Annotated in this window: 22 protein-coding genes, 3 tRNA genes and 1 pseudogene; 13 read left to right on the top strand and 13 right to left on the bottom strand. The window is 55.2% G+C overall.

The annotated features are described in order from the left end of the window. Nucleotides 1-278, bottom strand: a pseudogene (locus APU11_RS03760) (hypothetical protein); the annotation flags it as partial. A 254-nt stretch (nt 279-532) separates the two neighbouring features. On the opposite strand from APU11_RS03760, the gene APU11_RS03755 reads away from it, so the two are divergent. Then, nucleotides 533-886, top strand: coding sequence for a DUF4156 domain-containing protein (locus tag APU11_RS03755; RefSeq protein WP_060578319.1), 354 nt, complete (start codon nt 533-535; stop codon nt 884-886). A gap of 47 nt (nt 887-933) precedes the next feature. Here APU11_RS03755 and epmB read toward each other — a convergent pair whose 3' ends face one another. Continuing rightward, nucleotides 934-1,962 (bottom strand): EF-P beta-lysylation protein EpmB, encoded by a 1,029-nt coding sequence (gene epmB, locus APU11_RS03750; protein ID WP_058650679.1) that lies wholly within the window; start codon nt 1,960-1,962, stop codon nt 934-936. A 40-nt stretch (nt 1,963-2,002) separates the two neighbouring features. On the opposite strand from epmB, the gene efp reads away from it, so the two are divergent. The 3 genes from efp to ecnB all read left to right on the top strand — a co-directional run bounded on the left by efp (nt 2,003) and on the right by ecnB (nt 3,003). After that, nucleotides 2,003-2,569 carry an elongation factor P gene (efp, locus tag APU11_RS03745; protein WP_014830362.1) on the top strand — a complete coding sequence of 189 codons (567 nt, stop codon included), beginning with the start codon at nt 2,003-2,005 and terminating at the stop codon, nt 2,567-2,569. A 47-nt stretch (nt 2,570-2,616) separates the two neighbouring features. Next, nucleotides 2,617-2,748, top strand: a complete 132-nt coding sequence (locus APU11_RS03740) for an entericidin A/B family lipoprotein (protein ID WP_013095266.1) — start codon at nt 2,617-2,619, stop codon at nt 2,746-2,748. A gap of 108 nt (nt 2,749-2,856) precedes the next feature. Beyond that, nucleotides 2,857-3,003 (top strand): lipoprotein toxin entericidin B, encoded by a 147-nt coding sequence (gene ecnB, locus APU11_RS03735; RefSeq protein WP_003025482.1) that lies wholly within the window; start codon nt 2,857-2,859, stop codon nt 3,001-3,003. A gap of 37 nt (nt 3,004-3,040) precedes the next feature. Here the strand turns inward: ecnB and APU11_RS03730 are convergent, their stop codons facing one another. Continuing rightward, the gene (locus APU11_RS03730) at nt 3,041-3,640 is read right to left on the bottom strand and encodes a LuxR C-terminal-related transcriptional regulator (RefSeq protein WP_045295574.1); all 600 of its coding nucleotides are present in this window, start codon (nt 3,638-3,640) and stop codon (nt 3,041-3,043) included. A gap of 262 nt (nt 3,641-3,902) precedes the next feature. Here APU11_RS03730 and sugE point away from each other — a divergent pair, with 262 nt between their 5' ends. Next, on the top strand, nt 3,903-4,220 hold the full coding sequence (gene sugE / locus APU11_RS03725; protein ID WP_013095268.1) for a quaternary ammonium compound efflux SMR transporter SugE: 318 nt from the start codon (nt 3,903-3,905) through the stop codon (nt 4,218-4,220). Here sugE and APU11_RS03720 read toward each other — a convergent pair. Continuing rightward, complete coding sequence (locus tag APU11_RS03720; protein ID WP_013095269.1) at nt 4,217-4,747, bottom strand: lipocalin family protein; 531 nt, start codon at nt 4,745-4,747, stop codon at nt 4,217-4,219. The two genes, sugE and APU11_RS03720, sit on opposite strands and share 4 nt — an antisense overlap. A gap of 107 nt (nt 4,748-4,854) precedes the next feature. Then, complete coding sequence (locus APU11_RS03715) at nt 4,855-6,000, bottom strand: class C beta-lactamase CMH-9 (protein ID WP_058650678.1); 1,146 nt, start codon at nt 5,998-6,000, stop codon at nt 4,855-4,857. A gap of 132 nt (nt 6,001-6,132) precedes the next feature. On the opposite strand from APU11_RS03715, the gene ampR reads away from it, so the two are divergent. Then, nucleotides 6,133-7,008, top strand: coding sequence for a LysR family transcriptional regulator AmpR (ampR, locus tag APU11_RS03710; RefSeq protein WP_058650677.1), 876 nt, complete (start codon nt 6,133-6,135; stop codon nt 7,006-7,008). Nucleotides 7,009-7,037: 29 nt separating this feature from the next. Here ampR and frdD read toward each other — a convergent pair whose 3' ends face one another. The 4 genes from frdD to frdA are packed head-to-tail and all read right to left on the bottom strand — an operon-like array spanning nt 7,038 to nt 10,331. Continuing rightward, nucleotides 7,038-7,397 carry a fumarate reductase subunit FrdD gene (frdD, locus tag APU11_RS03705; protein ID WP_013095272.1) on the bottom strand — a complete coding sequence of 120 codons (360 nt, stop codon included), beginning with the start codon at nt 7,395-7,397 and terminating at the stop codon, nt 7,038-7,040. A gap of 10 nt (nt 7,398-7,407) precedes the next feature. After that, the gene (gene frdC, locus APU11_RS03700) at nt 7,408-7,803 is read right to left on the bottom strand and encodes a fumarate reductase subunit FrdC (RefSeq protein ID WP_013095273.1); all 396 of its coding nucleotides are present in this window, start codon (nt 7,801-7,803) and stop codon (nt 7,408-7,410) included. Between the two features lie 10 nt (nt 7,804-7,813). Beyond that, on the bottom strand, nt 7,814-8,548 hold the full coding sequence (gene frdB, locus APU11_RS03695; RefSeq protein WP_013095274.1) for a fumarate reductase iron-sulfur protein: 735 nt from the start codon (nt 8,546-8,548) through the stop codon (nt 7,814-7,816). Continuing rightward, nucleotides 8,541-10,331, bottom strand: a complete 1,791-nt coding sequence (gene frdA / locus APU11_RS03690; RefSeq protein ID WP_013095275.1) for a fumarate reductase (quinol) flavoprotein subunit — start codon at nt 10,329-10,331, stop codon at nt 8,541-8,543. Before frdA ends, frdB begins: the two co-directional genes overlap by 8 nt. A gap of 309 nt (nt 10,332-10,640) precedes the next feature. Between frdA and epmA the strand changes: the two genes are divergently transcribed. Further along, the gene (gene epmA / locus APU11_RS03685; protein ID WP_014830371.1) at nt 10,641-11,618 is read left to right on the top strand and encodes an elongation factor P--(R)-beta-lysine ligase; all 978 of its coding nucleotides are present in this window, start codon (nt 10,641-10,643) and stop codon (nt 11,616-11,618) included. 43 nt (nt 11,619-11,661) lie between these two features. Here epmA and mscM read toward each other — a convergent pair whose 3' ends face one another. From mscM to rsgA, 3 genes are all read right to left on the bottom strand, one after another. Then, nucleotides 11,662-14,985, bottom strand: a complete 3,324-nt coding sequence (gene mscM / locus APU11_RS03680) for a miniconductance mechanosensitive channel MscM (RefSeq protein ID WP_029883866.1) — start codon at nt 14,983-14,985, stop codon at nt 11,662-11,664. Between the two features lie 19 nt (nt 14,986-15,004). After that, nucleotides 15,005-15,973, bottom strand: coding sequence for an archaetidylserine decarboxylase (gene asd, locus APU11_RS03675; RefSeq protein ID WP_058650676.1), 969 nt, complete (start codon nt 15,971-15,973; stop codon nt 15,005-15,007). 96 nt (nt 15,974-16,069) lie between these two features. Then, a complete protein-coding gene (rsgA, locus tag APU11_RS03670) occupies nt 16,070-17,122 on the bottom strand; it encodes a small ribosomal subunit biogenesis GTPase RsgA (RefSeq protein WP_013095279.1) in 1,053 nt (350 codons plus the stop codon). A 107-nt stretch (nt 17,123-17,229) separates the two neighbouring features. On the opposite strand from rsgA, the gene orn reads away from it, so the two are divergent. From orn to APU11_RS03650, 4 genes are all read left to right on the top strand, one after another. Further along, nucleotides 17,230-17,775: an oligoribonuclease gene (orn, locus tag APU11_RS03665; RefSeq protein ID WP_013095280.1), complete on the top strand. Its 546-nt coding sequence runs from the start codon at nt 17,230-17,232 to the stop codon at nt 17,773-17,775. A 196-nt stretch (nt 17,776-17,971) separates the two neighbouring features. Further along, nucleotides 17,972-18,047 (top strand) — tRNA-Gly (locus APU11_RS03660). A gap of 45 nt (nt 18,048-18,092) precedes the next feature. Then, a tRNA-Gly gene (locus tag APU11_RS03655) sits at nt 18,093-18,168 on the top strand. A gap of 45 nt (nt 18,169-18,213) precedes the next feature. Continuing rightward, a tRNA-Gly gene (locus APU11_RS03650) sits at nt 18,214-18,289 on the top strand. Between the two features lie 270 nt (nt 18,290-18,559). Here the strand turns inward: APU11_RS03650 and queG are convergent. Then, nucleotides 18,560-19,699, bottom strand: coding sequence for a tRNA epoxyqueuosine(34) reductase QueG (queG, locus tag APU11_RS03645; RefSeq protein ID WP_058650675.1), 1,140 nt, complete (start codon nt 19,697-19,699; stop codon nt 18,560-18,562). On the opposite strand from queG, the gene nnr reads away from it, so the two are divergent. Then, nucleotides 19,698-21,221: a bifunctional ADP-dependent NAD(P)H-hydrate dehydratase/NAD(P)H-hydrate epimerase gene (nnr, locus tag APU11_RS03640; RefSeq protein ID WP_023619488.1), complete on the top strand. Its 1,524-nt coding sequence runs from the start codon at nt 19,698-19,700 to the stop codon at nt 21,219-21,221. The two genes, queG and nnr, sit on opposite strands and share 2 nt — an antisense overlap. Then, nucleotides 21,214-21,675, top strand: coding sequence for a tRNA (adenosine(37)-N6)-threonylcarbamoyltransferase complex ATPase subunit type 1 TsaE (tsaE, locus tag APU11_RS03635; protein ID WP_013095283.1), 462 nt, complete (start codon nt 21,214-21,216; stop codon nt 21,673-21,675). The genes nnr and tsaE overlap by 8 nt, the downstream gene beginning before the upstream one ends. The last annotated feature ends 12 nt before the right edge of the window (nt 21,676-21,687 follow it).

Raw genomic sequence — 21,687 nt, 5'->3', positions numbered from 1 at the left:
GGGAGATGTGGATAAGAGAAAGAAATGACAGAAGGTGCAAGTTCCAGCGCAAACAGAAAGCCATCGTTTGCGCCGGTACCGCCTGTGCCGCGAAAAGAGACGCTTGCGGCGCCTTCGCCGTTAACCTGACCAAATGTGCCGTTCAGCACGGTGAAATCAAAGACTCGCCACCATTCGGTGGCTTTGGCGAAAAAGCCAGAAAAGAAAATGATGGTTAGAAAGAAAGCGAGATACCCTACCCACGTCACTTTCCCCTGATTCGGGGATACTTCACTCATGTTGCCTCCTGTTTTTATGTTTCCCTGTCACCACACGCGCAAAAAATAAGCCGGTGGCCTGTCACTAAAAACGAAAAAGCATAAAAAAACGATATCCGCGGGGTGATTATCAGAATTCATTTAGGGGAGGCGAAGGCACCATTCGTGCTTGATATCTCGCAGAAACGCACGGAGGTTTTTCTTTTGGTCATCTTTTTAGTATAAGGTTTACACACGGACAACTACTGTCCAGCTTATTGAAAACGAGGAATAACATGCGCGTAAAAGTCTGTGCAGGGATTGTAGGAGCAGCATTGCTGCTGGCGGGTTGTAGCTCCAGCAATGAGCTGACTGCAGCGGGTCAGGGCGTTTGCTTTGTGGAAGATAAGCCGGGTAACGAGTGCCAGTTTTTAGGCACGGCAACCGGTGAGCAAAGCAACTGGATGTCGGGTCAGCACGGCGAAGAGGGCGGCTCTATGCGTGGCGCGGCCAATGCCCTGCGTAATCAGGCCGCGGCGATGGGTGGCAACGTGATTTACGGGGTAAGCAGCCCGACGCAGGGAATGTTATCCAGCTTCGTGCCAACCGCCAGCCAGATGAATGGCCAGGTCTATAAGTGCCCGAACTGATTGCCTTTTTCCCTCTCCCACCGGGAGAGGGTTAGGCTGAGGGGAAACTAGCGCTGTCTTAGCTGCAAATCCAGCGGCGTCTTGCTCGGTTCACCGCCAATCTCACGCGCCAGTTTCGGCACCATATAGCCTGACACCAGCGTTAACAGTTCACGCACGATCTGCCGGGCTTCTTCATCCGTCACCATGAAATGGGCCGCACCCTGAACGCGATCCAGCACGTGCAGGTAATAGGGCATCACTCCCGCATCAAACAGCGCATTGCTGAGGTCCGCCAGCACGTGGGCATTATCATTTACGCCGCGCAGCAGCACGCTCTGGTTCAGAAGCGTCACGCCTGCCTTGCGTAAACGCACCATTGCCGCACGAAATGCATCATCAATTTCATTGGCGTGATTGATATGGTTCACCAGCAGCACCTGCAGGCGGGACTGCTCCAGGCGTGAGACCAGTCCGTCAGTGATACGTGCCGGAATAACAATCGGCAGACGGCTGTGTATGCGCAGGCGCTTAATATGCGGAATGGCTTCAAGCTGGGTCAGCAGCCAGTCCAGCTCATGATCTTTCGCCATCAGCGGATCGCCACCGGAAAAAATGATCTCATCCAGCTCAGAATGGGCGGCGATATAGTCCAGCGCGACCTGCCAGTTGCGTTTATTGCCCTGATTTTCGGCATACGGGAAGTGTCGACGGAAGCAATAACGGCAATTTACCGCACAGCCACCTTTCACCAGCAGCAGCGCACGGTTCAGATACTTGTGCAGCAAACCGGGTACCACGCTGTTCTGCTCTTCCAGCGGATCGGTGCTATAGCCGGGTGCCGTAATGAACTCTTCCTGTGCGGTAAGCGTCTGTTTTAATAATGGATCCTCAGGATTGCCTTTCTCCATACGGGCAACAAACGCGCGGGGAACGCGCAGGGCGAAAAGCCGCTTCGCCTCCCGGCCGGCCAGCAAATCGGTATGCTGTTCGAGCTCAAGAAGACGCAGTAATTCATCAGGACTGGTGATTACATCGGCAAGTTGCGATAACCAATCTTCTCTGGACGGGGTGTTTAGGGTTACAATATGCGCCATTTTGTGGCTAAGCTACCAGTTAACAAATTTAGAGGGCCTTATGGCAACGTACTATAGCAACGATTTTCGTGCTGGTCTTAAAATCATGTTGGACGGCGAACCGTATGCGGTTGAAGCCAGCGAATTCGTTAAACCAGGTAAAGGCCAGGCATTTGCACGCGTTAAGCTGCGCCGCCTGCTGACCGGTACCCGTGTCGAAAAAACCTTCAAGTCTACTGACTCCGCTGAAGGCGCTGATGTTGTCGATATGAACCTGACTTACCTGTACAACGACGGTGAGTTCTGGCACTTCATGAACAACGAAACGTTCGAACAGCTGTCTGCTGACGCTAAAGCCATTGGCGATAGCGACAAATGGCTGCTGGATCAGGCTGAGTGCATCGTGACCCTGTGGAACGGCCAGCCTATCGCGGTTACCCCACCGAACTTCGTTGAACTGGAAATCGTTGAAACTGACCCAGGTCTGAAAGGTGACACCGCCGGTACAGGTGGTAAGCCAGCGAAACTGTCTACCGGTGCCGTGGTTAAAGTGCCACTGTTCGTACAGACTGGCGAAGTGATCAAAGTGGATACCCGCTCCGGCGAATACGTATCTCGCGTGAAGTAAGTGTTAAGGCGCAGCGTTGCTGCGCCTGATTTTTGCAGGCAGGGATGATGAAACGCACCGTTAAAATTCTGCTTCTGTTAGCGCTGTCCAGCGCGTTGCTTTCCGGCTGTAATACCACACGTGGAATGGGGGAGGATATCCAGGATCTCGGCCATATCATTTCTCACGCCGCCAGCTAATCCCGTCTAATTTTCCTAAAAATGCTTCCTTTTCCGTCAACTGGCGGGATCTTGTCTATTCTTAAGTTGCTATACACAAAACAACTCTGGCTATAAAAGGAAGATATTATGGTTAAGAAGACAATTGCAGCGATCTTTTCAGTTCTGGTACTTTCTTCAGTATTAACGGCCTGTAATACCACGCGCGGCGTTGGTCAGGACATTTCTGAAGGCGGTAGTGCAATCTCCGGCGCGGCAACAAAAGCTCAGCAGTAATTTAAAAACGGTACGGGCCCGGACGGGTTTCGTACCGTCAGTTTTCTGATTCCTGCAGAGATAAAAACGGGGAAAAGCGCGTATCCATATGCAATTTCATGCGGATATTTCGCTTATAGGTATAGACCGTTTTTCCATTGATACTCAGGTGAGTGGCAATCTTCTGATTGCTTGCGCCATCCATCCACAGCGTCAACACCTTCTCCTCCTGGCGAGTGAGCAGGGGGGCCGCGACCGCAGGGATCTCAACGCTTGCGCGAGTCGTCAGGGCGTCGTTGATGACCGTCGCCAGCGTCTCCAGTCCGGCATTTTTGGTAAGCGAAGCCCATATCGGAAATTGGGACAGAAAGCCTGCCATCTCTTTATCCTCCCCCGATTGCAGCAAAATGAAAGGCACTTTTTCACTGGCGTTCAGCAGGGAAGAAAGCTGCTGGAAATGGTGAATGTCCTGCATAAAGCCGTGCAGATCGGCGATAACCACCGATGGATCCCACTGCAGAATATGCTCTCTGGCGAGGATGAGATTATTCAGCCCGGTCACGACGAAGTGCCCGGGAAACAAACCGGAATGATTGAGCCATGCTTCAAACCCCGCGCGGGTGAAGTGACATCGGTCAATCAAAAGAATTTTGAACATAATAGATTCGCAGTCGGCTAGTGGTTTGGCTTCCTGCCATCAGAAAGCACATCATGATAGAGAAGTCGGATGAGTGATAAATGCCTGAACTACGCGCCATACTGAGGCTATTTCTTGCCTTAACAGGTTCAGCACAAAGGGATTGAAAAAAAATCGTTCGTTAACCAAAATAAGTGACCTAATCTATGCCTTACGGGACGACCCGTAAGCGTTTCGTTCACCGGGGACGGCCCCAACTTGCAGTTAAGTTAAGGAGCCTGAAATGTCCTGGATTATTCTTGTTATCGCCGGTCTGCTCGAAGTGGTTTGGGCAATTGGTCTGAAGTACACCCACGGATTTACCCGCCTGACACCCAGCGTGATTACCGTTACCGCCATGATTGTGAGTATTGTGCTGCTCTCCTGGGCGATGCGCTCTTTGCCGGTGGGGACGGCCTATGCTGTCTGGACGGGCATTGGTGCAGTGGGCGCGGCGATTACCGGGATTTTGCTGCTGGGAGAGTCGGCGAGTCTGGCGCGTATCGCCAGCCTCGCGTTGATTGTGTGCGGTATCATTGGGCTGAAACTCAGCGCCCACTAATGCGGTTGTTCTACCCAGATGAGTTTTGACACATCAAACCCTTGCCGGGTCGCAACGTCAAGCATCTGCTGTTTCATCTCTGACGAAATGGTGGGCGTGCGGGAGAGTATCCATAAATAGTCGCGATCCGGCCCGCAGACCAGCGCATGGCGGTACTCTCTGTCGAGGGCGATGACATTGTACCCGCCATAGAACGGGCCAAAGAACGAGACTTTTAGCGCGGCCCGGCGCGGGTCGCCGGTAAAGTACGCTTTTCCCGTCGACTGTTGCCACATCTGCCGATCCGGATTGTATCCACGGTTGATCACCTGAATACCCCCGTCGTCCATCGAACTGTAATGTGCTGTGACTTTCTCTAACCCCCGCTCAAACCGATGGTCGAGCCGGGCGATTTCATACCAGGTTCCGAGGAAACGTTGAGCGTCGAAATTGCTTACAACAGTGACGCCGGAGGGAGGGGTAGGGGAACTGCAGGCAACCACTAAAAACGCGGCTGTCACCGCGGCGATAACAGGCAGAATGCGCATAGGAGTTTCCTTACTGTTTTTTGTTAAGTGTAGATGACAGCAGGGAAATTGCGGAAGATTGTGCGGAGTGTTTCGCCGGGTAAGCGAAGCCACCACCCGGCAAAGGTTTACTGTAGCGTCTCGAGAATACGGTAAGCCGTTTCCACCCGTACCGGGTTCGGATAGCTTTTATTTGCGAGCATCACAATACCGATCTGCTTTTCAGGAATAAACGCCACGTAGCTGCCAAACCCACCCGTAGAGCCCGTTTTATGCACCCAGGAGGCTTTTACTGGCGGAGCCGGAGGATTCACTTCTGCGACCGGCAACGGCGCCAGTGCGACCTTATTGTCGCTGCCATCCACCACGGTTTTGACGTCGACCGGCCAGTTGAGCATCTCCCAGCCTAACCCTTGATACATGGCACCCACGCGCCAGTAGCGAGACTGCGCCAGCGCAATACCCTGCTGCAGAGTGGACGGCGGGAGTGTCTCAGGTGCCATATTGGCCATCACCCAGCTCGCCATATCTTTGACGTTAGATTTCACGCCATAGGCTTCTGCATCCAGCATACCAGGCGAAACGTGAACCGCTTTTCCCTCACGATAACCCCATGCGTAGTGCGACTCTTCAGCGTGTGGAACGTTTATCCACGTATGGTTGAGTTTCAGGGGCTTAAAGACCCGCTCCGCCATGGCCTGCTCGAAGCGCATGCCGGACGGTTTAACGGCCAGTGAGCCAAACAAACCGATGCTGGTGTTGGCGTACAGACGCGTGGTACCCGGGGCCCACTTTGGCTGCCAGGACTGGTAGAAACGCAGCAGAGAGGCGTTATCGGTGACATTATCCGGTACCTGCAACGGCAATCCGCCTGCGGTATAGGTTGCCAGGTCTAGCAGGCGAATGCCTTGCCACTGCTTGCCCGTCAATTCAGGCCAATATTTCGTGACCGGGTCGGCCAGAGAAATCTCTTTGCGGGCAATGGCATCGCCACCCAGCACGCCAGTAAAGGTTTTACTGACGGAGCCCAGTTCAAATAAGGTTTGCGGCGTGACGGGCTTATTCGCCGCGACGTCTGCTTTACCGAAAGTAAAATAGTGTGGCTGGCCCTGATAAATGACGGCCACGGCCATACCGGGTATGGCCTGCGCCTTCATCAGGGGCGTAACGGTACGTTCCACGACGTCAGCCAGCTGTTTTTCTGACATCGGCGCGGCAAAAGCAGAGCAAGCAACGCTGAGCAGCAGGGCGCAGCTTAGGGATTTTTTCATCATCAGTTATCTTCCGTAATAGCGAATCAAGGGGATGTCCGGGCCCGTCAGACGTTCGTAGTCTGGGTGATTTGACTGAGGCTGACAAACGGTTAAATTTAGCATTAGCTGTTAATTTTTCTAACGGAAGGGACCATGACACGCAGCTATCTCCCTCTTAATTCGCTTCGGGCGTTCGAAGCCGCCGCCAGGCACCTCAGTTTTACTCATGCTGCGATTGAGCTGAATGTGACCCATTCCGCGATTAGCCAGCACGTGAAGGCACTGGAACAACACCTTAACTGCCAGCTGTTTGTCCGCGTTTCGCGCGGGTTGATGTTAACCACCGAAGGCGAGAATCTGCTGCCGGTGCTGAATGACTCCTTCGATCGTATCGCAGGCATGCTGGATCGCTTTGCTAACCATCGGGCGCAGGAGAAGCTGAAAATTGGCGTGGTGGGGACCTTTGCCACTGGGGTGTTATTCTCACAGCTGGATGATTTCCGTCGCAGTTATCAGCATATCGATCTTCAGCTTTCCACGCACAACAATCGCGTCGATCCGGCAGCGGAAGGGCTTGATTACACCATTCGCTACGGTGGGGGAGCGTGGCACGGCACGGAGGCGACGTTCCTCTGTTCAGCGCCGCTGGCACCACTTTGCACGCCTGACATTGCAGCCGCGCTGCAAACCCCTGCCGATATCCTGAAGTTTACCCTGCTGCGCTCTTACCGGCGCGACGAGTGGACAGCCTGGATGCAGGCCGCCGGAGAAAACCCGCCTTCACCCACGCATCGGGTGATGGTGTTTGATTCGTCGGTCACTATGCTGGAGGCCGCACAGACAGGCACAGGCATTGCTATCGCTCCTGTCGATATGTTTACCCATCTGCTGAACAGCGAGCGCATTGTGCAGCCGTTTACGACGCAGATTGATCTTGGCAGTTACTGGCTAACGCGGCTGCAGTCACGCGCCCAAACCCCGGCAATGCGTGAATTTGCTCAGTGGCTGGTGGGGAAGATGCAGAAATAACAGGCCCGCCGGAGGGCGGGCCTGGTGTGTCAGATAGTGACTACGGCAATCAGTGTGACCACGGTCAGGATAGTTGCCAGACCGTAGAACACCCATTTACCGCTCGGTACGTGGATCTTCAGATCATGCATCGCATGATGGATACGGTGCAGGCCGCACCACAGCGGCAGGACAATCATCAGGAAGATGAATACCCGGCCAATAAAGCTACCTGCAAATGCCAGGACGCGCTCATAACTCAGCGCATCACCGGGGAACAGACCCAGCGGCAGCATAATGCCGACCAGCAGGATAATGACAGGCGCAATGATGGCACTCCACATGCCGCCTGCGCCAAAGAGGCCCCAGAAGACCGGCTCGTCTGAACGTTTTGGATTTGGATTGATCACAATAGTCTCCTTACCAGAACAGTGCGACAAACAGAATGACCACAGAGACCACTGCCGTCACTGCCCAAAGCCCTTTAATGACCGGCTCTGGCCCCATTTTTTCGCCTTTAACGATAATATTCGCCGCTTTTGGCGCCAGTTCAAACCAGGTTTTGGTATGAAGCAGGGCGGCTGCGAGCACAATCAGGTTCAGGATCACGATGATCGGGTTTTGCAGGAACCCGACAAAACTGGCCCAGGTTTCAGGACCATGTTTGAGGGCAAAGACGCCATACATCAGTTCAAGGCTGAACCAGACCGCAGGCACCGCAGTGCCTTCACGCAGCATATAGAAGCGATAAAACGGCAGTTTCTTCCACCAGGTGGACGGCATCGGCCGCACGTAGGCTTTGCGTTTAGTCGTCATCATGCACTCCTTAGCGTGGTTTCAGGGTGGCGATAAGAAAGTCTTTCGAGCTTTCCACTTTACCCTGCTGAATAGCGGCGGCCGGGTCGACGTGCTTCGGACAGACTTCGGAGCAGTAGCCCACAAAAGTACAGCTCCAGACGCCGTTCTGGCTGTTAAGCTGCGGCATACGTTCTTTTTTACCGTGGTCGCGGCTATCCTCGTTGTAGCGGTGCGCCAGCGTGATCGCCGCCGGGCCGATGAACTCAGGGTTCAGGCCAAACTGTGGACACGCGGCGTAGCAAAGACCGCAGTTGATGCACCCGGAGAACTGATGGTATTTCGCCATCTGGGCGGGTGTCTGGGTATTCGGTCCCTGATCCGGCGTGCGCGGGTTGCCAATGATGTACGGCTTAATGGCTTCCAGGCTTTCGATAAAGTGGGTCATATCGACCACCAGATCGCGCTCAATCGGGAAGTTGCCCAGCGCTTCAACCTTGATGCCTTTGGTGTAATCACGCAGGAAGGTTTTACAGGCCAGTTTCGGTACTTTGTTCACCATCATGCCGCAGGAGCCGCAGATGGCCATGCGGCAGGACCAGCGGTAGCTCAGGTCCGGTGCCAGGTTATCCTTGATATAGCCGAGCGCATCCAGCAGAGAGGTTTGCTCGTCATAGGGCACTTCATAGAAAGCGCTGTGTGGCGCGGTGTCCACTTCCGGGTTGTAGCGCACCACTTCAACTTTCAGTGTTTGCATCTCAGCCATTCGCCTTCTCCTTCTTCTCGGCGGCTTCTGCTTCTGCGCCGTAAACGCGTTTAGCCGGTGGCAGCGTTGTGATCTTCACGTCGCTGTAGTCCAGACGAGTGGTGCCATCCGCGTCGCGCCAGGCGAGGGTGTGTTTCAGGAAATTGACGTCGTCACGCTCGGTGCAGCCCTCATCAAGACGCTGATGTGCCCCGCGTGACTCTTTGCGTGCCAGCGCAGAGTGCGCCATACATTCCGCGACGTTCAGGCCGTGACCGAGCTCGATGGTATAAAGCAGGTCGGTGTTGAACACGCTGGAGGTGTCGGTGATGCGCACGCGTTTGAAACGCTCCTGCAGTTCCGCCAGCTTATCGACAGTTTTCTGCATCAGCTCTGGTGTACGGTAGATACCGCAGCCCTCTTCCATCGACATGCCCATTTCGTCGCGGATTTTCGACCAGTTTTCGTTGCCTTCCTGGTTGACCAGATCCTTCAGCCGTTTCTCAACGTCAGCGACCTGCGCGTCCAGTGCTGCGCCGTTGGCTTCGCCCGCCGTTGCGGCACGCTCCATTGCGCGTTCGCCCGCCATGCGGCCAAAGACAACCAGCTCCGCCAGCGAGTTTGACCCGAGACGGTTGGCACCGTGCAGGCCGACAGAGGAGCATTCGCCGACGGCGAACAACCCTTTGATGCGCGTTTCACACTGCTGGTCGGTTTCAATCCCACCCATGGTGTAGTGCGCTGTTGGGCGTACCGGAATCGGCTCTTTCACCGGGTCGACACCCACGTAGGCTTTTGCCAGCTCGCAGATGAACGGCAGACGTTCCAGCAGTTTCTTCTCGCCGAGGTGACGCAGATCGAGGTAGACCACATCGCCACGCGGCGTGGAGATCGTGTTGCCTTTGCGCCACTCATGCCAGAAGGCCTGAGACACTTTGTCGCGCGGGCCGAGCTCCATGTATTTGTTTTTCGGCTCACCGAGCGGCGTTTCCGGGCCCATGCCGTAATCCTGCAGATAACGGTACCCATTCTTGTTGACCAGAATACCGCCTTCGCCGCGGCAACCTTCCGTCATCAGAATGCCGGAACCCGGCAGGCCGGTAGGGTGATACTGGACAAATTCCATATCGCGCAGCGGTACGCCGTGGCTGAGCGCCATGCCCATACCGTCACCGGTGACGATGCCGCCGTTGGTGTTGTAGCGGTAAACCCGGCCCGCGCCGCCCGTTGCCATCACTACCGCGTTAGCTCGGATCTGCACGAGCGTGCCTTCCATCATGTTCATCGCCACCAGACCGCGCGCGTGACCGTCATCGACCAGAATATCGAGGACAAAATGTTCGTCAAAACGCTGGATTTGTGGGAACTGAAGGGAGGTCTGGAACAGGGTGTGCAGCATATGGAAGCCGGTCTTATCAGCGGCAAACCAGGTGCGTTCAATTTTCATTCCGCCGAAGCGACGAACGTTGACGCTGCCGTCCGGACGGCGGCTCCACGGGCAGCCCCACTGTTCAAGCTGGGTCATCTCCGTTGGACAGTGATGTACAAAGTAGTCAACGACATCCTGTTCGCAAAGCCAGTCGCCCCCTGCAACCGTGTCGTGGAAATGGTATTCGAAGCTGTCATGATCCTGCGCAACGGCGGCGGATCCTCCTTCTGCGGCAACCGTGTGGCTGCGCATCGGATAGACTTTTGAAATCAGTGCGATTTTAGCGTTGGGATTAGCCTGTGCTGCAGCAATCGCAGCACGTAATCCCGCTCCGCCAGCGCCTATTACGGCAAGATCGGCTTGAAAAGTTTGCACGACATTCCTCCAGATTTTTGTTATTTCGCAACGCGATAAACTAAAGGTAGCCCACCTGTCCGCAAGGACGATTGCGAAAGCGTTTCCACTGCTCCTTTATGGGTAAAGAAGTATAACCGCGCGAACGGCAGGGAAATTTGACGTGTTCGATTTTTTTGCTGTTCTGTGCGGTGATTTATCATCGTGAATGATGAATTCCGTCACGTGATAGTTGCCCTAAATGAAATGCGATTTTTATTGCGCAAAATTTGTCTCTGTCCGTGCTAACGAGTAGACTTCGTGCCCTTGTCTGAAATCGGAGAATTACCCATGAGCGAAACGGCCACCTGGCAGCCGAGCGCATCCATCCCCAATCTGCTGAAACGCGCTGCAATTATGGCGGAGATCCGCCGCTTCTTTGCCGACCGCGGAGTCCTTGAGGTGGAAACGCCGTGCATGAGTCAGGCTACGGTAACGGATATTCATCTGGTGCCGTTTGAAACCCGTTTTGTTGGCCCCGGCCATTCACAGGGCATGAACCTCTGGCTGATGACCAGCCCGGAATACCACATGAAACGCCTGCTGGCGGCAGGGTGTGGCCCGGTGTATCAGTTGTGCCGCAGTTTCCGTAATGAAGAGATGGGGCGTCACCATAATCCGGAATTCACCATGCTGGAGTGGTACCGTCCGCATTACGATATGTACCGCCTGATGAACGAGGTAGACGATCTGCTGCAGCAGGTTCTCGACTGCTCAGAAGCGGAAACGCTCTCTTATCAGCAGGCTTTCCAGCGTTATCTGGAAATTGATCCACTGTCAGCGGACAAAACCCAGCTGCGCGAAGTCGCGGCAAAACTGGATCTGAGCAACGTGGCGGATACTGAAGAAGATCGCGACACGCTGCTGCAACTGCTCTTCACCTTTGGGGTTGAACCGCAGATTGGCAAAGATCGTCCGACTTTCGTCTACCACTTCCCGGCAAGCCAAGCTTCTCTGGCGCAGATCAGCACTGAAGATCACCGCGTGGCGGAGCGTTTTGAGGTCTATTACAAGGGCATTGAGCTGGCGAATGGCTTCCACGAACTGACCGACGCCCGCGAACAGCAGCAGCGTTTTGAGCAGGATAACCGCAAGCGCGCCGCGCGCGGTCTGCCGCAGCAGCCTATTGATACTAACCTGCTGGAGGCCCTGAAAGCGGGTCTGCCGGATTGTTCTGGCGTGGCGTTGGGTGTGGATCGTCTGGTGATGCTGGCGCTGGGCGCGGAACAGCTGGGCGATGTGATTGCTTTTACCGTCGATCGAGCCTGACGGCAGTACCCCCTCTCCCACGGGAGAGGGGGTACTGGCTGGCTTACAAACTCCCCGCCGGGCGTTTACGCGCCGCAGAGGTTAATGTTTTTCCTGTCTTAAGTCCGTCCAGGCTTTCCAGACGCATCTGGAACGGTGGGAACGGCATATCAATACCGTGCTCACGGAAGCCAGCCAAAATCAGCTGGTGGATCTCATGGCGCAGCGGCATACGGTGCCCCATTTCGGCGGCGTAAATACGTAATTCGAAAATCTGGATACCCTGCTGGAGATCGACCAGGAACACTTCCGGCGCCGGGTTATCAAGGACCAGCGTGCAGCGTTCGGCGGCGGTGTAGAGGATCTGTGTGACCTCTTCACTGTTGGCATCCGAGGGCGCCGGTACCGTCAGCACCACACGCGTGACGGAGTCTGACAGCGACCAGTTGATAAACTGCTCGGTGATAAACGCCTTGTTGGGCACGATGATCTCTTTGCGATCCCAGTCGCTGATCGTGGTGGCGCGGGTGTTGATTTTGGTGATGCTGCCTGTCAGATCGCGGATCGTCACCGTATCGCCAATACGAATCGGTTTTTCAAACAGGATAATCAGGCCGGACACAAAGTTAGCGAAAATCTCCTGCATGCCAAAGCCCAGACCAAACGTCAGCGCGGCAACCAGCCACTGCAATTTAGACCACTCAATACCAATCATGGAGAATCCAACCATCCCGCCAAAGAGCAGAATCAGGTATTTGGTGATGGTGGTAATGGCATAGCCCGTACCGGGGGTTAAATCCAGGTGCTGCAACAGCGCCAGCTCCAGCAGTGCCGGGAAATTACGCACCAGCTGCGTGGTGATGATCAACACCAGAATGGCAATCAGCACCGCACCTAAGGTTATGGGCTCCAGGCTCTCCACACCCTGCACCGTGGACGTCACATCCCACAGCGAGATGTTCTCCAGGAAACCAAACGCGGAGTGGATTTCTGACCACAGGAAGATCACCGACAGCAGCGCAATCAGCATCAGGATGGAGCGTACCAGACGCAGAGACTGGGTGCTGATTGCGTCGAGATCCAGCTCAACCTCGTCCGCATCTATCGTGCCTTCGGTGCTGTTGACGTGGTTTGGCTCATCCTCGCCTCGCGCACGCTGGGCGAGGATCTCTGCCCGACGGTGCTTGGCGCGGTCAAACGCCAGACGGCGTCGCTGGATCAACATCCCCCGGCGGATGACGTGATAGATCACCAGCAGCAGGAACCAGATGGCAACGGAGGTTTCCAGTCGCGCCAGCAGTGCCTGCGAGGTCGCCAGGTAACCCACCGCTGCTGCCAGCATGGCAACCAGGGGGGCGCACAGCAGCAGGTTCCAGAGCATGCGGTTAAACATGTTGTCGCCGCTGCCGGTTTTATCCAGATAGAGCGGTATACCAGCCCGTTTCAGGCTGAGCGTGACGATGGCCAGCGCACCGCATATCAACATAAAGCAGAGACGGCCCAGCGATCCCGAAAACTCCCGGTCATTGAGATTATCAAACATGATCAGTGCCATAATCAGCGGCACAATCAGCCCGATGCTCATCAGGTAGTAACGCATGGCGCGCGCCACGCGGTTACGCGGCCAGCCAAAGTGAGCAATGAACAGACCATTCGGTCGCGCAAACGTGGCGCAAATCATCACTACCCACAGCAGGGGGACGGTAGCGGTCACGCCATCGCCAATGGCGACCGCGAGCGGGTAGGGCCAGGCCTCCCGCAGTCCATAACCGAGCGTCATCCACAGGACCGGCAGCGGCGAGGCGACAAGTATTGACCAGAACACGGTACGCAGCGTCAGCCAGAAGTGATCCTGCGTAACCTTACCCACCCGGGCGCTGGAGCGTTCCAGGAAGCGGGTGAAGTGTCTGCGTGAGTAAATGCTAAAGCCCACCAGAATCAACGCGCCCAGAAGAGGGAAAATGGTCTCTTTGCTGGTGAGCATCATCACGCTGGCTTTTCCAAGCTGGCTAAAGGTATCCAGCGAGATCAAACGGCGCAGATCCTGAACGATCTCGATTGGCCATGAGAAGGTCATTGGGCGCACGTCAGAGGTCCAGAAGAGATAACGGTGCGTTGCCTCGTTCACCTCTTTCAGCGCATCTTCCAGCTGACTGTTGGAGACCTTCAGCTTGGTCAGCTCCAGAATCAGCGTATCCCCGCCCTGTAACAGGGAGTTCAGCAGCTCGCGCTGGGTCCGCAACTGGGCTTCCAGAATACGGTTTTGCTCGCTGGTGAGAGGCTGCCCATCGGCCTGACGGATCTGGCGGATTTGCGGCTGTTTATTGAGAAGGTCTTCATAGTGCAGGCGTTGAACACGCAGCTGTGCCATCTCGGTATCCAGCTGCTGCGGTTTTGGCATCTCCGGCAGGCGTGAAACCTGGGCGCGTAATGCCTCTCCCAGCAGGTTGGACGAGCCCAGCCACTGAGACTGCTCGCGCAGGGTGTTGAGCGCCTGGCGAACCTGAAGGGTTTGATTGGTGGCCTGACGTTGCTGGGACGCCACCAGATCCATACGCTGCGCCTGCTGATTCAGTGCAGCAGAGAGCTCACGGTTAACCTTAAACTGGTCAACGATGCCCGCTGGCAGGTTATCGCTGTTTTCTGCCAGCAGCTCGGTGCTTTCCAGCGCGCGCTCAGCTTCACGCTGGCGCTGGCTGTTAAGTTGATTACGTAAAGCCTGCAGGTAAGCATCGAGCTGTTCGCTCTGCTTTTGCGCCAGTTCGGAGCGCATCCGCGACAGCTCCTGGCGGTTGTTTGCCGAGAGCTGCGCCAGCTCCAGTTCATCGACCAGTGCTTTAAGTCTGGCTGATTCAGCCTGAAGCGACAGATTTTGCGCCTGGTTCTGCGGTGTGTTACCCGTTTGGGTACCGATACGGCGCTCAACCTCGTTGAGCTGACGGCGGGCATCGGTTTGCTGTTGCGGAAGCTGGCTCAGCGAGTCGGCGATTTCACGTGCGCGTTCCTGCTCCTGCTGTGCCAGACGACTCTTTTCCAGAAGCTGACTGCTAACCTGCAGGATCTCCTGATTCAACGCGTCAGAGGTCATGCCAGCAGGCACATCGCGCGGTTCATCGCGCAGATTGCTCAACTGATTGCGTAGCGTTTGCGAGAGTTTGGGGAAGTTGTCGATAACCTGCTGATATTGCTGAGCGCGCTCAAGGGAGCCTTTCCGCTCCTCAAGCGCATTCAGTGCAGACTGGAGCGACTCCACGGTCTCTGGCTGAGCGGGTTTTGCCGCTTTCGCCTGCTCCAGTTCCTGGGTTATCTGTTTTGCGTCGGGGGCTGTCGCTGCGTACGCCCCCATGCTGAGGCACCAGGCCATCAGTAGTACGATAATCGGGCGCACGTCAGCGTTCCTTCTGTTGTTAGCCTTCGTCTTTTGTGTCGTCAACCAGCGGGCTGGCGTCAAGTTCGGCCTTGATCTCTTCTTCCGGGAGCGGTGCAGGCTCTGCGTCCGGCGTCACAAAAGGTTCAGTCGAGACCGCCAGCGGCTGGCCGAGTTTGGTGACCGACAGGCTCTGGAGCTGTTCAGCCAGCTTCACTTTGCCAGGGGCAAAGAGGTTGATAACCGTGGAACCCAGCTTGAAGCGACCCATCTCCTGGCCTTTCAGCAGAGCGACCGCGCCTTCTTCTTCACCGGCAGGCCAGGTCCAGCGTTTGATCACGCCTTCACGTGGTGGGGTGATGGTTCCAGCCCAGACCGTTTCGATGCTGCCGACAATCGTTGCACCCACCAGAATCTGCGCCATTGGGCCAAACTCAGTATCAAACAGGCAGATGACGCGTTCGTTACGCGCGAACAGGTTGGGAACGTTTTGCGCGGTCAGGTGGTTCACGGAGAACAGATCGCCCGGCACGTAGATCATTTCACGCAGGATCCCGTTGCACGGCATGTGCACGCGGTGATAGTCACGCGGAGAGAGATAGGTGGTGGCGAAGGTACCGTTGCGGAACAGATCCGCCATCAGGTAGTTACCCGCCAGCAGCGCTTCCAGGCTGTAGTTGTGGCCTTTTGCCTGCAGGATTTTGTCGTCTTCGATGTTACCCAGCTGGCTAATCACGCCATCCGCAGGCATGACCAGCACGTTAGGATCGGTATCAACCGGGCGGACTTCGTCGCGCAGTGGGCGCACGAAGAATTCGTTGAAGGTGCGATAGCTGGCGGTATCTGGCTTCTGCGCCTCTTTCATGTCGACCTTGTAATATTTTACGAAAAGGTCGATGACCAGTTTGGTCAGCCAGCCCGCTCGTTTGCTCGCGCCCCAGCCCGCCAGGCGAGTGAGCCACAGTTTTGGCAGAATGTATTGAAGCGAAAGTTTAAATGCGTTTAACAAGGTAGCCTCCAGGCCATTTTTTGTCGTTCCTGATCCGGCTGTAATCAGCCGGAACCTGAAAAAAGGGGACGATTTTAGCGATGCTTAGCTTAGTTGTCAGTTATCAGAATCAGAAAAGTTTTTACGCGTTTTTACCTGATCCATGCTCTCAAGAATGCGGTGGTAGTTATCAAAGCGGGTCTCCGCAATCTCACCTTTCTCGACCGCTTCGCGGATGGCACAGCCCGGGTCGTTATCGTGTTTACAGTCCCGGTATTTACAAGCCCCTAAATAATCATGGAATTCGACAAATCCGTTGAAGATTTGTTCCGGCTCAAGGTGCCACAAACCGAATTCGCGCACGCCCGGAGAGTCAATCACATCGCCGCCATGCGGGAAGTGGTAGAGACGAGAAGCGGTAGTGGTGTGCTGGCCCAGGCCCGAGACATCAGAGACATCGTTAGTCAGAATTTCTTGCTGGAGACCGAGAAGATTATTCAGCAGGCTGGATTTCCCCACGCCGGACTGACCCGCAAAGATACTGATGCGCCCGGTCAGCGCTTCTTCTAAGGGTTTCAGGCCATCTTTGGTGTAGCTGGAGACCATCAGCACGCGATAACCGATCTTGCGGTAGATATCCATCTGCTCATTCACGAAGTCCATACCTTCATCATCCAGCAGATCGATCTTGTTCAGAACAATGATTGGCTCAACCTGTAACGTTTCGCAGGCAACAAGGTAGCGGTCGATAATATTGAGCGACAGCTCGGGCAAAATCGCCGAGACGATGACGATCTGGTTGATATTGGCGGCAATGGGTTTTACCCCGTCGTAGAAATCGGGACGGGTAAGTACCGACGTGCGCTCGTGAACCGCTTCAACGATACCTTTGACCGTTACGCCTTCCGCCGCCTCTTTACCTGGACGCCAGACAACGCGATCGCCGGTGACCAGCGAACGGATAGTCCGTCGAATGTTGCAACGGTGGATCTCACCGTCGGCGGATTCCACGTCGGCATGCATACCGAAACGGCTGATGACGACGCCTTCCGTCGGTTCACCAAACAGGTTGTCGTCGTAATCGACCTTCTCCGAAGTGGTTTTAAGGCGGCGCTGGTGATTGGCATTCACGCGGCGCTGCTGCCCTTTGGAGAGTTTATTTTTACTCAATCGCGCTGGCTCCTGGTCGCCCGTAAGGGGCAAAACCTCTATGATACACTCTAATTAATACTAGTTAACCTGCTACAGCCGGTTATGCGAGAAGGGTGGAAAATAACATGAGCGCGGATGAAAACAACCTGATTTGGATCGATCTTGAAATGACCGGGCTGGATCCCGAGCGCGATCGCATTATTGAGATTGCCACGCTGGTCACCGATGCAAACCTGAATATTCTGGCGGAAGGGCCAACCATTGCGGTGCACCAGTCCGACGATCAGCTGGCGTTGATGGATGAGTGGAACGTGCGTACCCACACCGGCAGCGGGCTGGTTGAACGGGTGAAGGCGAGCACGATGGGCGACCGCGAGGCGGAGCTGGCGACGCTTGAGTTTCTGAAACAGTGGGTCCCGGCGGGCAAATCCCCTATCTGTGGTAATAGCATTGGCCAGGATCGTCGTTTCCTGTTTAAGTACATGCCGGAGCTGGAGTCTTACTTCCACTACCGTTATCTGGACGTGAGCACCCTTAAAGAGCTGGCGCGCCGCTGGAAACCCGAAATCCTCGATGGCTTTAAAAAGCAGGGTACGCATCAGGCGATGGACGATATCCGTGAGTCCGTCGCGGAGCTGGCGTACTATCGCGAAAACTTTATTAAGCTGTGATTTTGAGACCTGGCGCCTTGCGTGGCCGGGTTTTTGTCGTTAAATTGTTCAGCTTGCCGATTAAATAAGCACTTGAACTGATTTTCGAAAAAATCGCGTTGAGGGGGGTTGCAGCTAAAAGGATTTCTCGTATAATGCGCCTCCCGTAACGACAGAGAAATACGCGTTACGACAGCAACAAAAGCAGTACAAATTTGCGGGAATAGCTCAGTTGGTAGAGCACGACCTTGCCAAGGTCGGGGTCGCGAGTTCGAGTCTCGTTTCCCGCTCCAAAATTTGAAAAGTATCGCAAGATACGCCAGCACCAGAACACCCAAGCGGGAATAGCTCAGTTGGTAGAGCACGACCTTGCCAAGGTCGGGGTCGCGAGTTCGAGTCTCGTTTCCCGCTCCAAAATTTGAAAGTATCGCAAGATACGCACAGCTTCAGAACACCCAAGCGGGAATAGCTCAGTTGGTAGAGCACGACCTTGCCAAGGTCGGGGTCGCGAGTTCGAGTCTCGTTTCCCGCTCCAAATTCTTCTTGATATCAAAAATATCCACAGCGATAAAATGCGTTGGGGACGTTTTCTATTACTTCCGAAATACTCTTGTAAACAGAGTTATCCACAGATTTTGGGTATGACCGAAACCGTGTGAAAAGTTAGCAGGGTGAATAGTATCTCTGTAACTTGCTGTATATGCTTGAGAAAATTTGATTTCAAAATGTTATTGAGATCACTTGACCTCATCTCCAGCCCTGATGCTGCTTGAGTTTGTAATTTTATTCACAGGCTGTGAATAGTTCACGCATCCCGCGGAAGCCCTTTTTCTATCACCCTCACCAGGCGTTGTTTTTGCGGTGGTTGCACCTCAACCACGCAGGCATTTCGCTTCTCGATTTGCTGCGCAATCGCCCAATCTATGTGTTCATCGAGAAGTGGGTGCTCACCTCTACGGCTCTCAAGCGCCCGGATATTCGCTTCATCCCACGGGGCATTCCCCAGCGCAACGGCGACATTACGCAGCCAGCGCAGATGGCCAATACGGCGAATGGCCGAACCTTCCGTCACTTTCAGGAACCAGGCTTCACTCCAGGCGAACAGTTCAATGAGCTGTGGCGCATGCAGCGCCTTACGCGGGCTAAAATCCTCTTCGTCTGTGAGCTGCGAATAACGGTTCCACGGGCAAATTAACTGGCAGTCGTCGCAGCCGTAGATGCGATTGCCAATAAGTGGTCGGAATTCTTCAGGGATCGCCCCTTCCAGTTCGATGGTGAGGTAAGAGATGCAGCGTCGGGCATCCACCGTATAGGGCTCAACGATAGCGCCGGTTGGGCAGATAGTCATACAGGCCACGCAGCGCCCACAGCCTTCTTCTACCGGGCCGTCTACCGGCAGCGGTAAATCAATCAGCAGTTCACCAAGGAAAAAGAACGATCCTGCGTCGCGGCTCAGAATAAGTGAGTGCTTACCAGTCCAGCCAAGCCCGGCTTTTTCAGCGATAGGGCGCTCAAGAACAGGCGCGGAGTCGACAAACGGTCTAAAATTCAGCGAAACACAGTGCTGCTGAATAGTTTCGCCGAGTTTTTTTAGTCGGTTACGCAGAAGCTTATGGTAATCACGCCCCAGGGCATACCGGCTAACGTAACCGAGAGAGGGATTTTTTAACGTACGCGCAAAAGCCGCGTTGGCGGGAAGATAATTCATGCGTACGCTGATAACGCGTAACGTACCCGGCAACAGCTCGTGTGGACGGGCCCGCATCATGCCGTGACGCGCCATCCACTCCATTTCGCCGTGGTATTGTTTATCCAGCCAGGCCTGCAGTTTTGGCTCGCTGGCGGAGAGATCGGTGTCGGTGATCCCCACCTTCTGGAAGCCCAGTTCAGCACCCCACTGTTTTATTTTTTGCGCTAACTGATTGAGATCGAGGGGCTGTGACATGACGGACCATACTGTGAAGAAAAACCCCGCAAGTATACCACATTCCATCTGGCATGCGGATGACCTCAGACGCGCCGAAAAAGAGGCTGCAGACAGTCTTGGCATTACCCTTTATGAGCTCATGCAACGGGCGGGCGAGGCGGCATTCAACATTGCTCGTAGTGCGTATCCGCAATCCGGCCACTGGCTCATTTTATGCGGACACGGCAATAACGGCGGCGATGGTTACGTTGTCGCCCGGCTGGCGGTCGCGGCAGGTCTCCGCGTTACGTTACTGGCGCTGGAGAGCGATAAGCCGCTGCCGGAAGAAGCCAGCGCCGCGCGGGAAGCCTGGCTGAATGCAGGCGGAGTGATTCATGCATCCGATATCGTCTGGCCAGAGGATGTTGATCTGATTGTTGATGGTCTGCTGGGCACCGGGTTACGTAGTGCGCCCCGTGATAACGTAGCCGCTCTGATTGCGCGCGCCAATGCCCATACCGCGCCGGTGGTGGCACTGGATATTCCCTCTGGTCTGATGGCGGAAACCGGTGCGACGCCAGGAGCGGTGATCCAGGCCGCGCATACCGTCACGTTTATTGCCCTGAAGCCCGGGTTACTCACCGGGAAAGCGAGGGATGTGGTGGGCTCGTTGCACCATAACGCCCTGGGGCTGGAGAGCTGGCTTGCCGGGCAGGAGACACACCTTTCCCGCTTTGATGCTACTCAGCTTAGCCACTGGCTGCCGCCGCGTCGGCCAACGTCGCACAAGGGCGACCACGGCAGGCTGGTCATCATTGGCGGCGATCACGGCACGGCCGGCGCTATCCGGATGACGGGGGAAGCTGCGTTGCGTAGCGGCGCGGGGCTGGTCCGGGTGCTGACGCGCAGTGAAAATATCCCGCCCATTATTACGGCCCGACCAGAGCTGATGGTGCATGAGCTTACGCCGCAGACCCTTGAAGAGAGTCTTGAGTGGGCGGATGTGGTGGTGATTGGCCCGGGACTCGGGCAACAGGCCTGGGGTAAGCAGGCTCTGCAAAAGGTCGAGAATTTTCGTAAACCGATGCTCTGGGATGCCGATGCGCTGAACCTTCTGGCAATCAACCCGGATAAGCGTCACAATCGCATCCTGACGCCACACCCCGGCGAAGCCGCGCGGCTGCTTAACTGCAGCGTGGCAGAAATTGAAAGCGATCGCTTACTTTCTGCTCGCCGTCTGGTAAAACGTTACGGAGGTGTTGCCGTTCTCAAAGGGGCGGGAACCGTCATCGCAAGCGATGAGGCACTGGGCATTATTGATGCCGGAAATGCGGGCATGGCGAGTGGCGGAATGGGCGATGTGCTTTCAGGCATCATCGGCGCATTGCTCGGGCAGAAACTTCCCCTTTATGATGCAGCCTGTGCCGGCTGCGTGGCTCACGGTGCGGCGGCTGACAGCCTGGCTGCACGGTATGGCACACGCGGTATGCTGGCCACCGATCTTTTTTGCACGCTGCGGCGTGTTGTTAACCCGGATGTGATTGACGTAGAAAATGACTAATCGAGCGATTCCTTTACCTGATGAACAAGCCACTTTAGAACTCGGCAAGCGCGTGGCGCAGGCCTGTCAGGGGGCGACTGTCATTTATCTTTATGGTGATTTAGGTGCGGGTAAAACCACCTTCAGCCGGGGTTTTTTGCAGGCGTTAGGCCATAACGGGAATGTGAAAAGCCCAACCTACACGCTGGTAGAACCGTACACTCTTGAAAATCTCATGGTGTATCACTTCGATTTATACCGACTTGCGGATCCTGAGGAGCTGGAATTTATGGGGATCCGTGATTATTTTGCCAATGATGCCATCTGCCTGGTGGAGTGGCCGCAACAAGGTGCGGGTGTGTTGCCTGACCCGGATGTCGAAATTCACTTAGATTACCAGGCACAAGGGCGTGAGGCGCGCATCAGTGCTGTTTCCTCATCAGGCAGTTCCTTACTGGCGCGTTTAGCCGGTTGAGCGTAGGGATGA

The sequence above is a fragment of the Enterobacter sp. 50793107 genome, assembly GCF_001463365.1.
GTDB classification, from domain to species: Bacteria; Pseudomonadota; Gammaproteobacteria; order Enterobacterales; family Enterobacteriaceae; genus Enterobacter; species Enterobacter cloacae.
This window is presented reverse-complemented; position numbering and strand designations above follow the sequence as displayed.

Bases quoted from the DNA above. Each gene is read 5' to 3' on its own strand.
- APU11_RS03755 (WP_060578319.1), top strand. From the start codon at position 533: ATGCGCGTAAAAGTCTGTGCAGGGATTGTAGGAGCAGCATTGCTGCTG.
- epmB (WP_058650679.1), bottom strand. From the start codon at position 1,962: ATGGCGCATATTGTAACCCTAAACACCCCGTCCAGAGAAGATTGGTTA.
- efp (WP_014830362.1), top strand. From the start codon at position 2,003: ATGGCAACGTACTATAGCAACGATTTTCGTGCTGGTCTTAAAATCATG.
- APU11_RS03740 (WP_013095266.1), top strand. From the start codon at position 2,617: ATGAAACGCACCGTTAAAATTCTGCTTCTGTTAGCGCTGTCCAGCGCG.
- ecnB (WP_003025482.1), top strand. From the start codon at position 2,857: ATGGTTAAGAAGACAATTGCAGCGATCTTTTCAGTTCTGGTACTTTCT.
- APU11_RS03730 (WP_045295574.1), bottom strand. From the start codon at position 3,640: ATGTTCAAAATTCTTTTGATTGACCGATGTCACTTCACCCGCGCGGGG.
- sugE (WP_013095268.1), top strand. From the start codon at position 3,903: ATGTCCTGGATTATTCTTGTTATCGCCGGTCTGCTCGAAGTGGTTTGG.
- APU11_RS03720 (WP_013095269.1), bottom strand. From the start codon at position 4,747: ATGCGCATTCTGCCTGTTATCGCCGCGGTGACAGCCGCGTTTTTAGTG.
- APU11_RS03715 (WP_058650678.1), bottom strand. From the start codon at position 6,000: ATGATGAAAAAATCCCTAAGCTGCGCCCTGCTGCTCAGCGTTGCTTGC.
- ampR (WP_058650677.1), top strand. From the start codon at position 6,133: ATGACACGCAGCTATCTCCCTCTTAATTCGCTTCGGGCGTTCGAAGCC.
- frdC (WP_013095273.1), bottom strand. From the start codon at position 7,803: ATGACGACTAAACGCAAAGCCTACGTGCGGCCGATGCCGTCCACCTGG.
- frdB (WP_013095274.1), bottom strand. From the start codon at position 8,548: ATGGCTGAGATGCAAACACTGAAAGTTGAAGTGGTGCGCTACAACCCG.
- epmA (WP_014830371.1), top strand. From the start codon at position 10,641: ATGAGCGAAACGGCCACCTGGCAGCCGAGCGCATCCATCCCCAATCTG.
- orn (WP_013095280.1), top strand. From the start codon at position 17,230: ATGAGCGCGGATGAAAACAACCTGATTTGGATCGATCTTGAAATGACC.
- nnr (WP_023619488.1), top strand. From the start codon at position 19,698: ATGACGGACCATACTGTGAAGAAAAACCCCGCAAGTATACCACATTCC.
- queG (WP_058650675.1), bottom strand. From the start codon at position 19,699: ATGTCACAGCCCCTCGATCTCAATCAGTTAGCGCAAAAAATAAAACAG.
- tsaE (WP_013095283.1), top strand. From the start codon at position 21,214: ATGACTAATCGAGCGATTCCTTTACCTGATGAACAAGCCACTTTAGAA.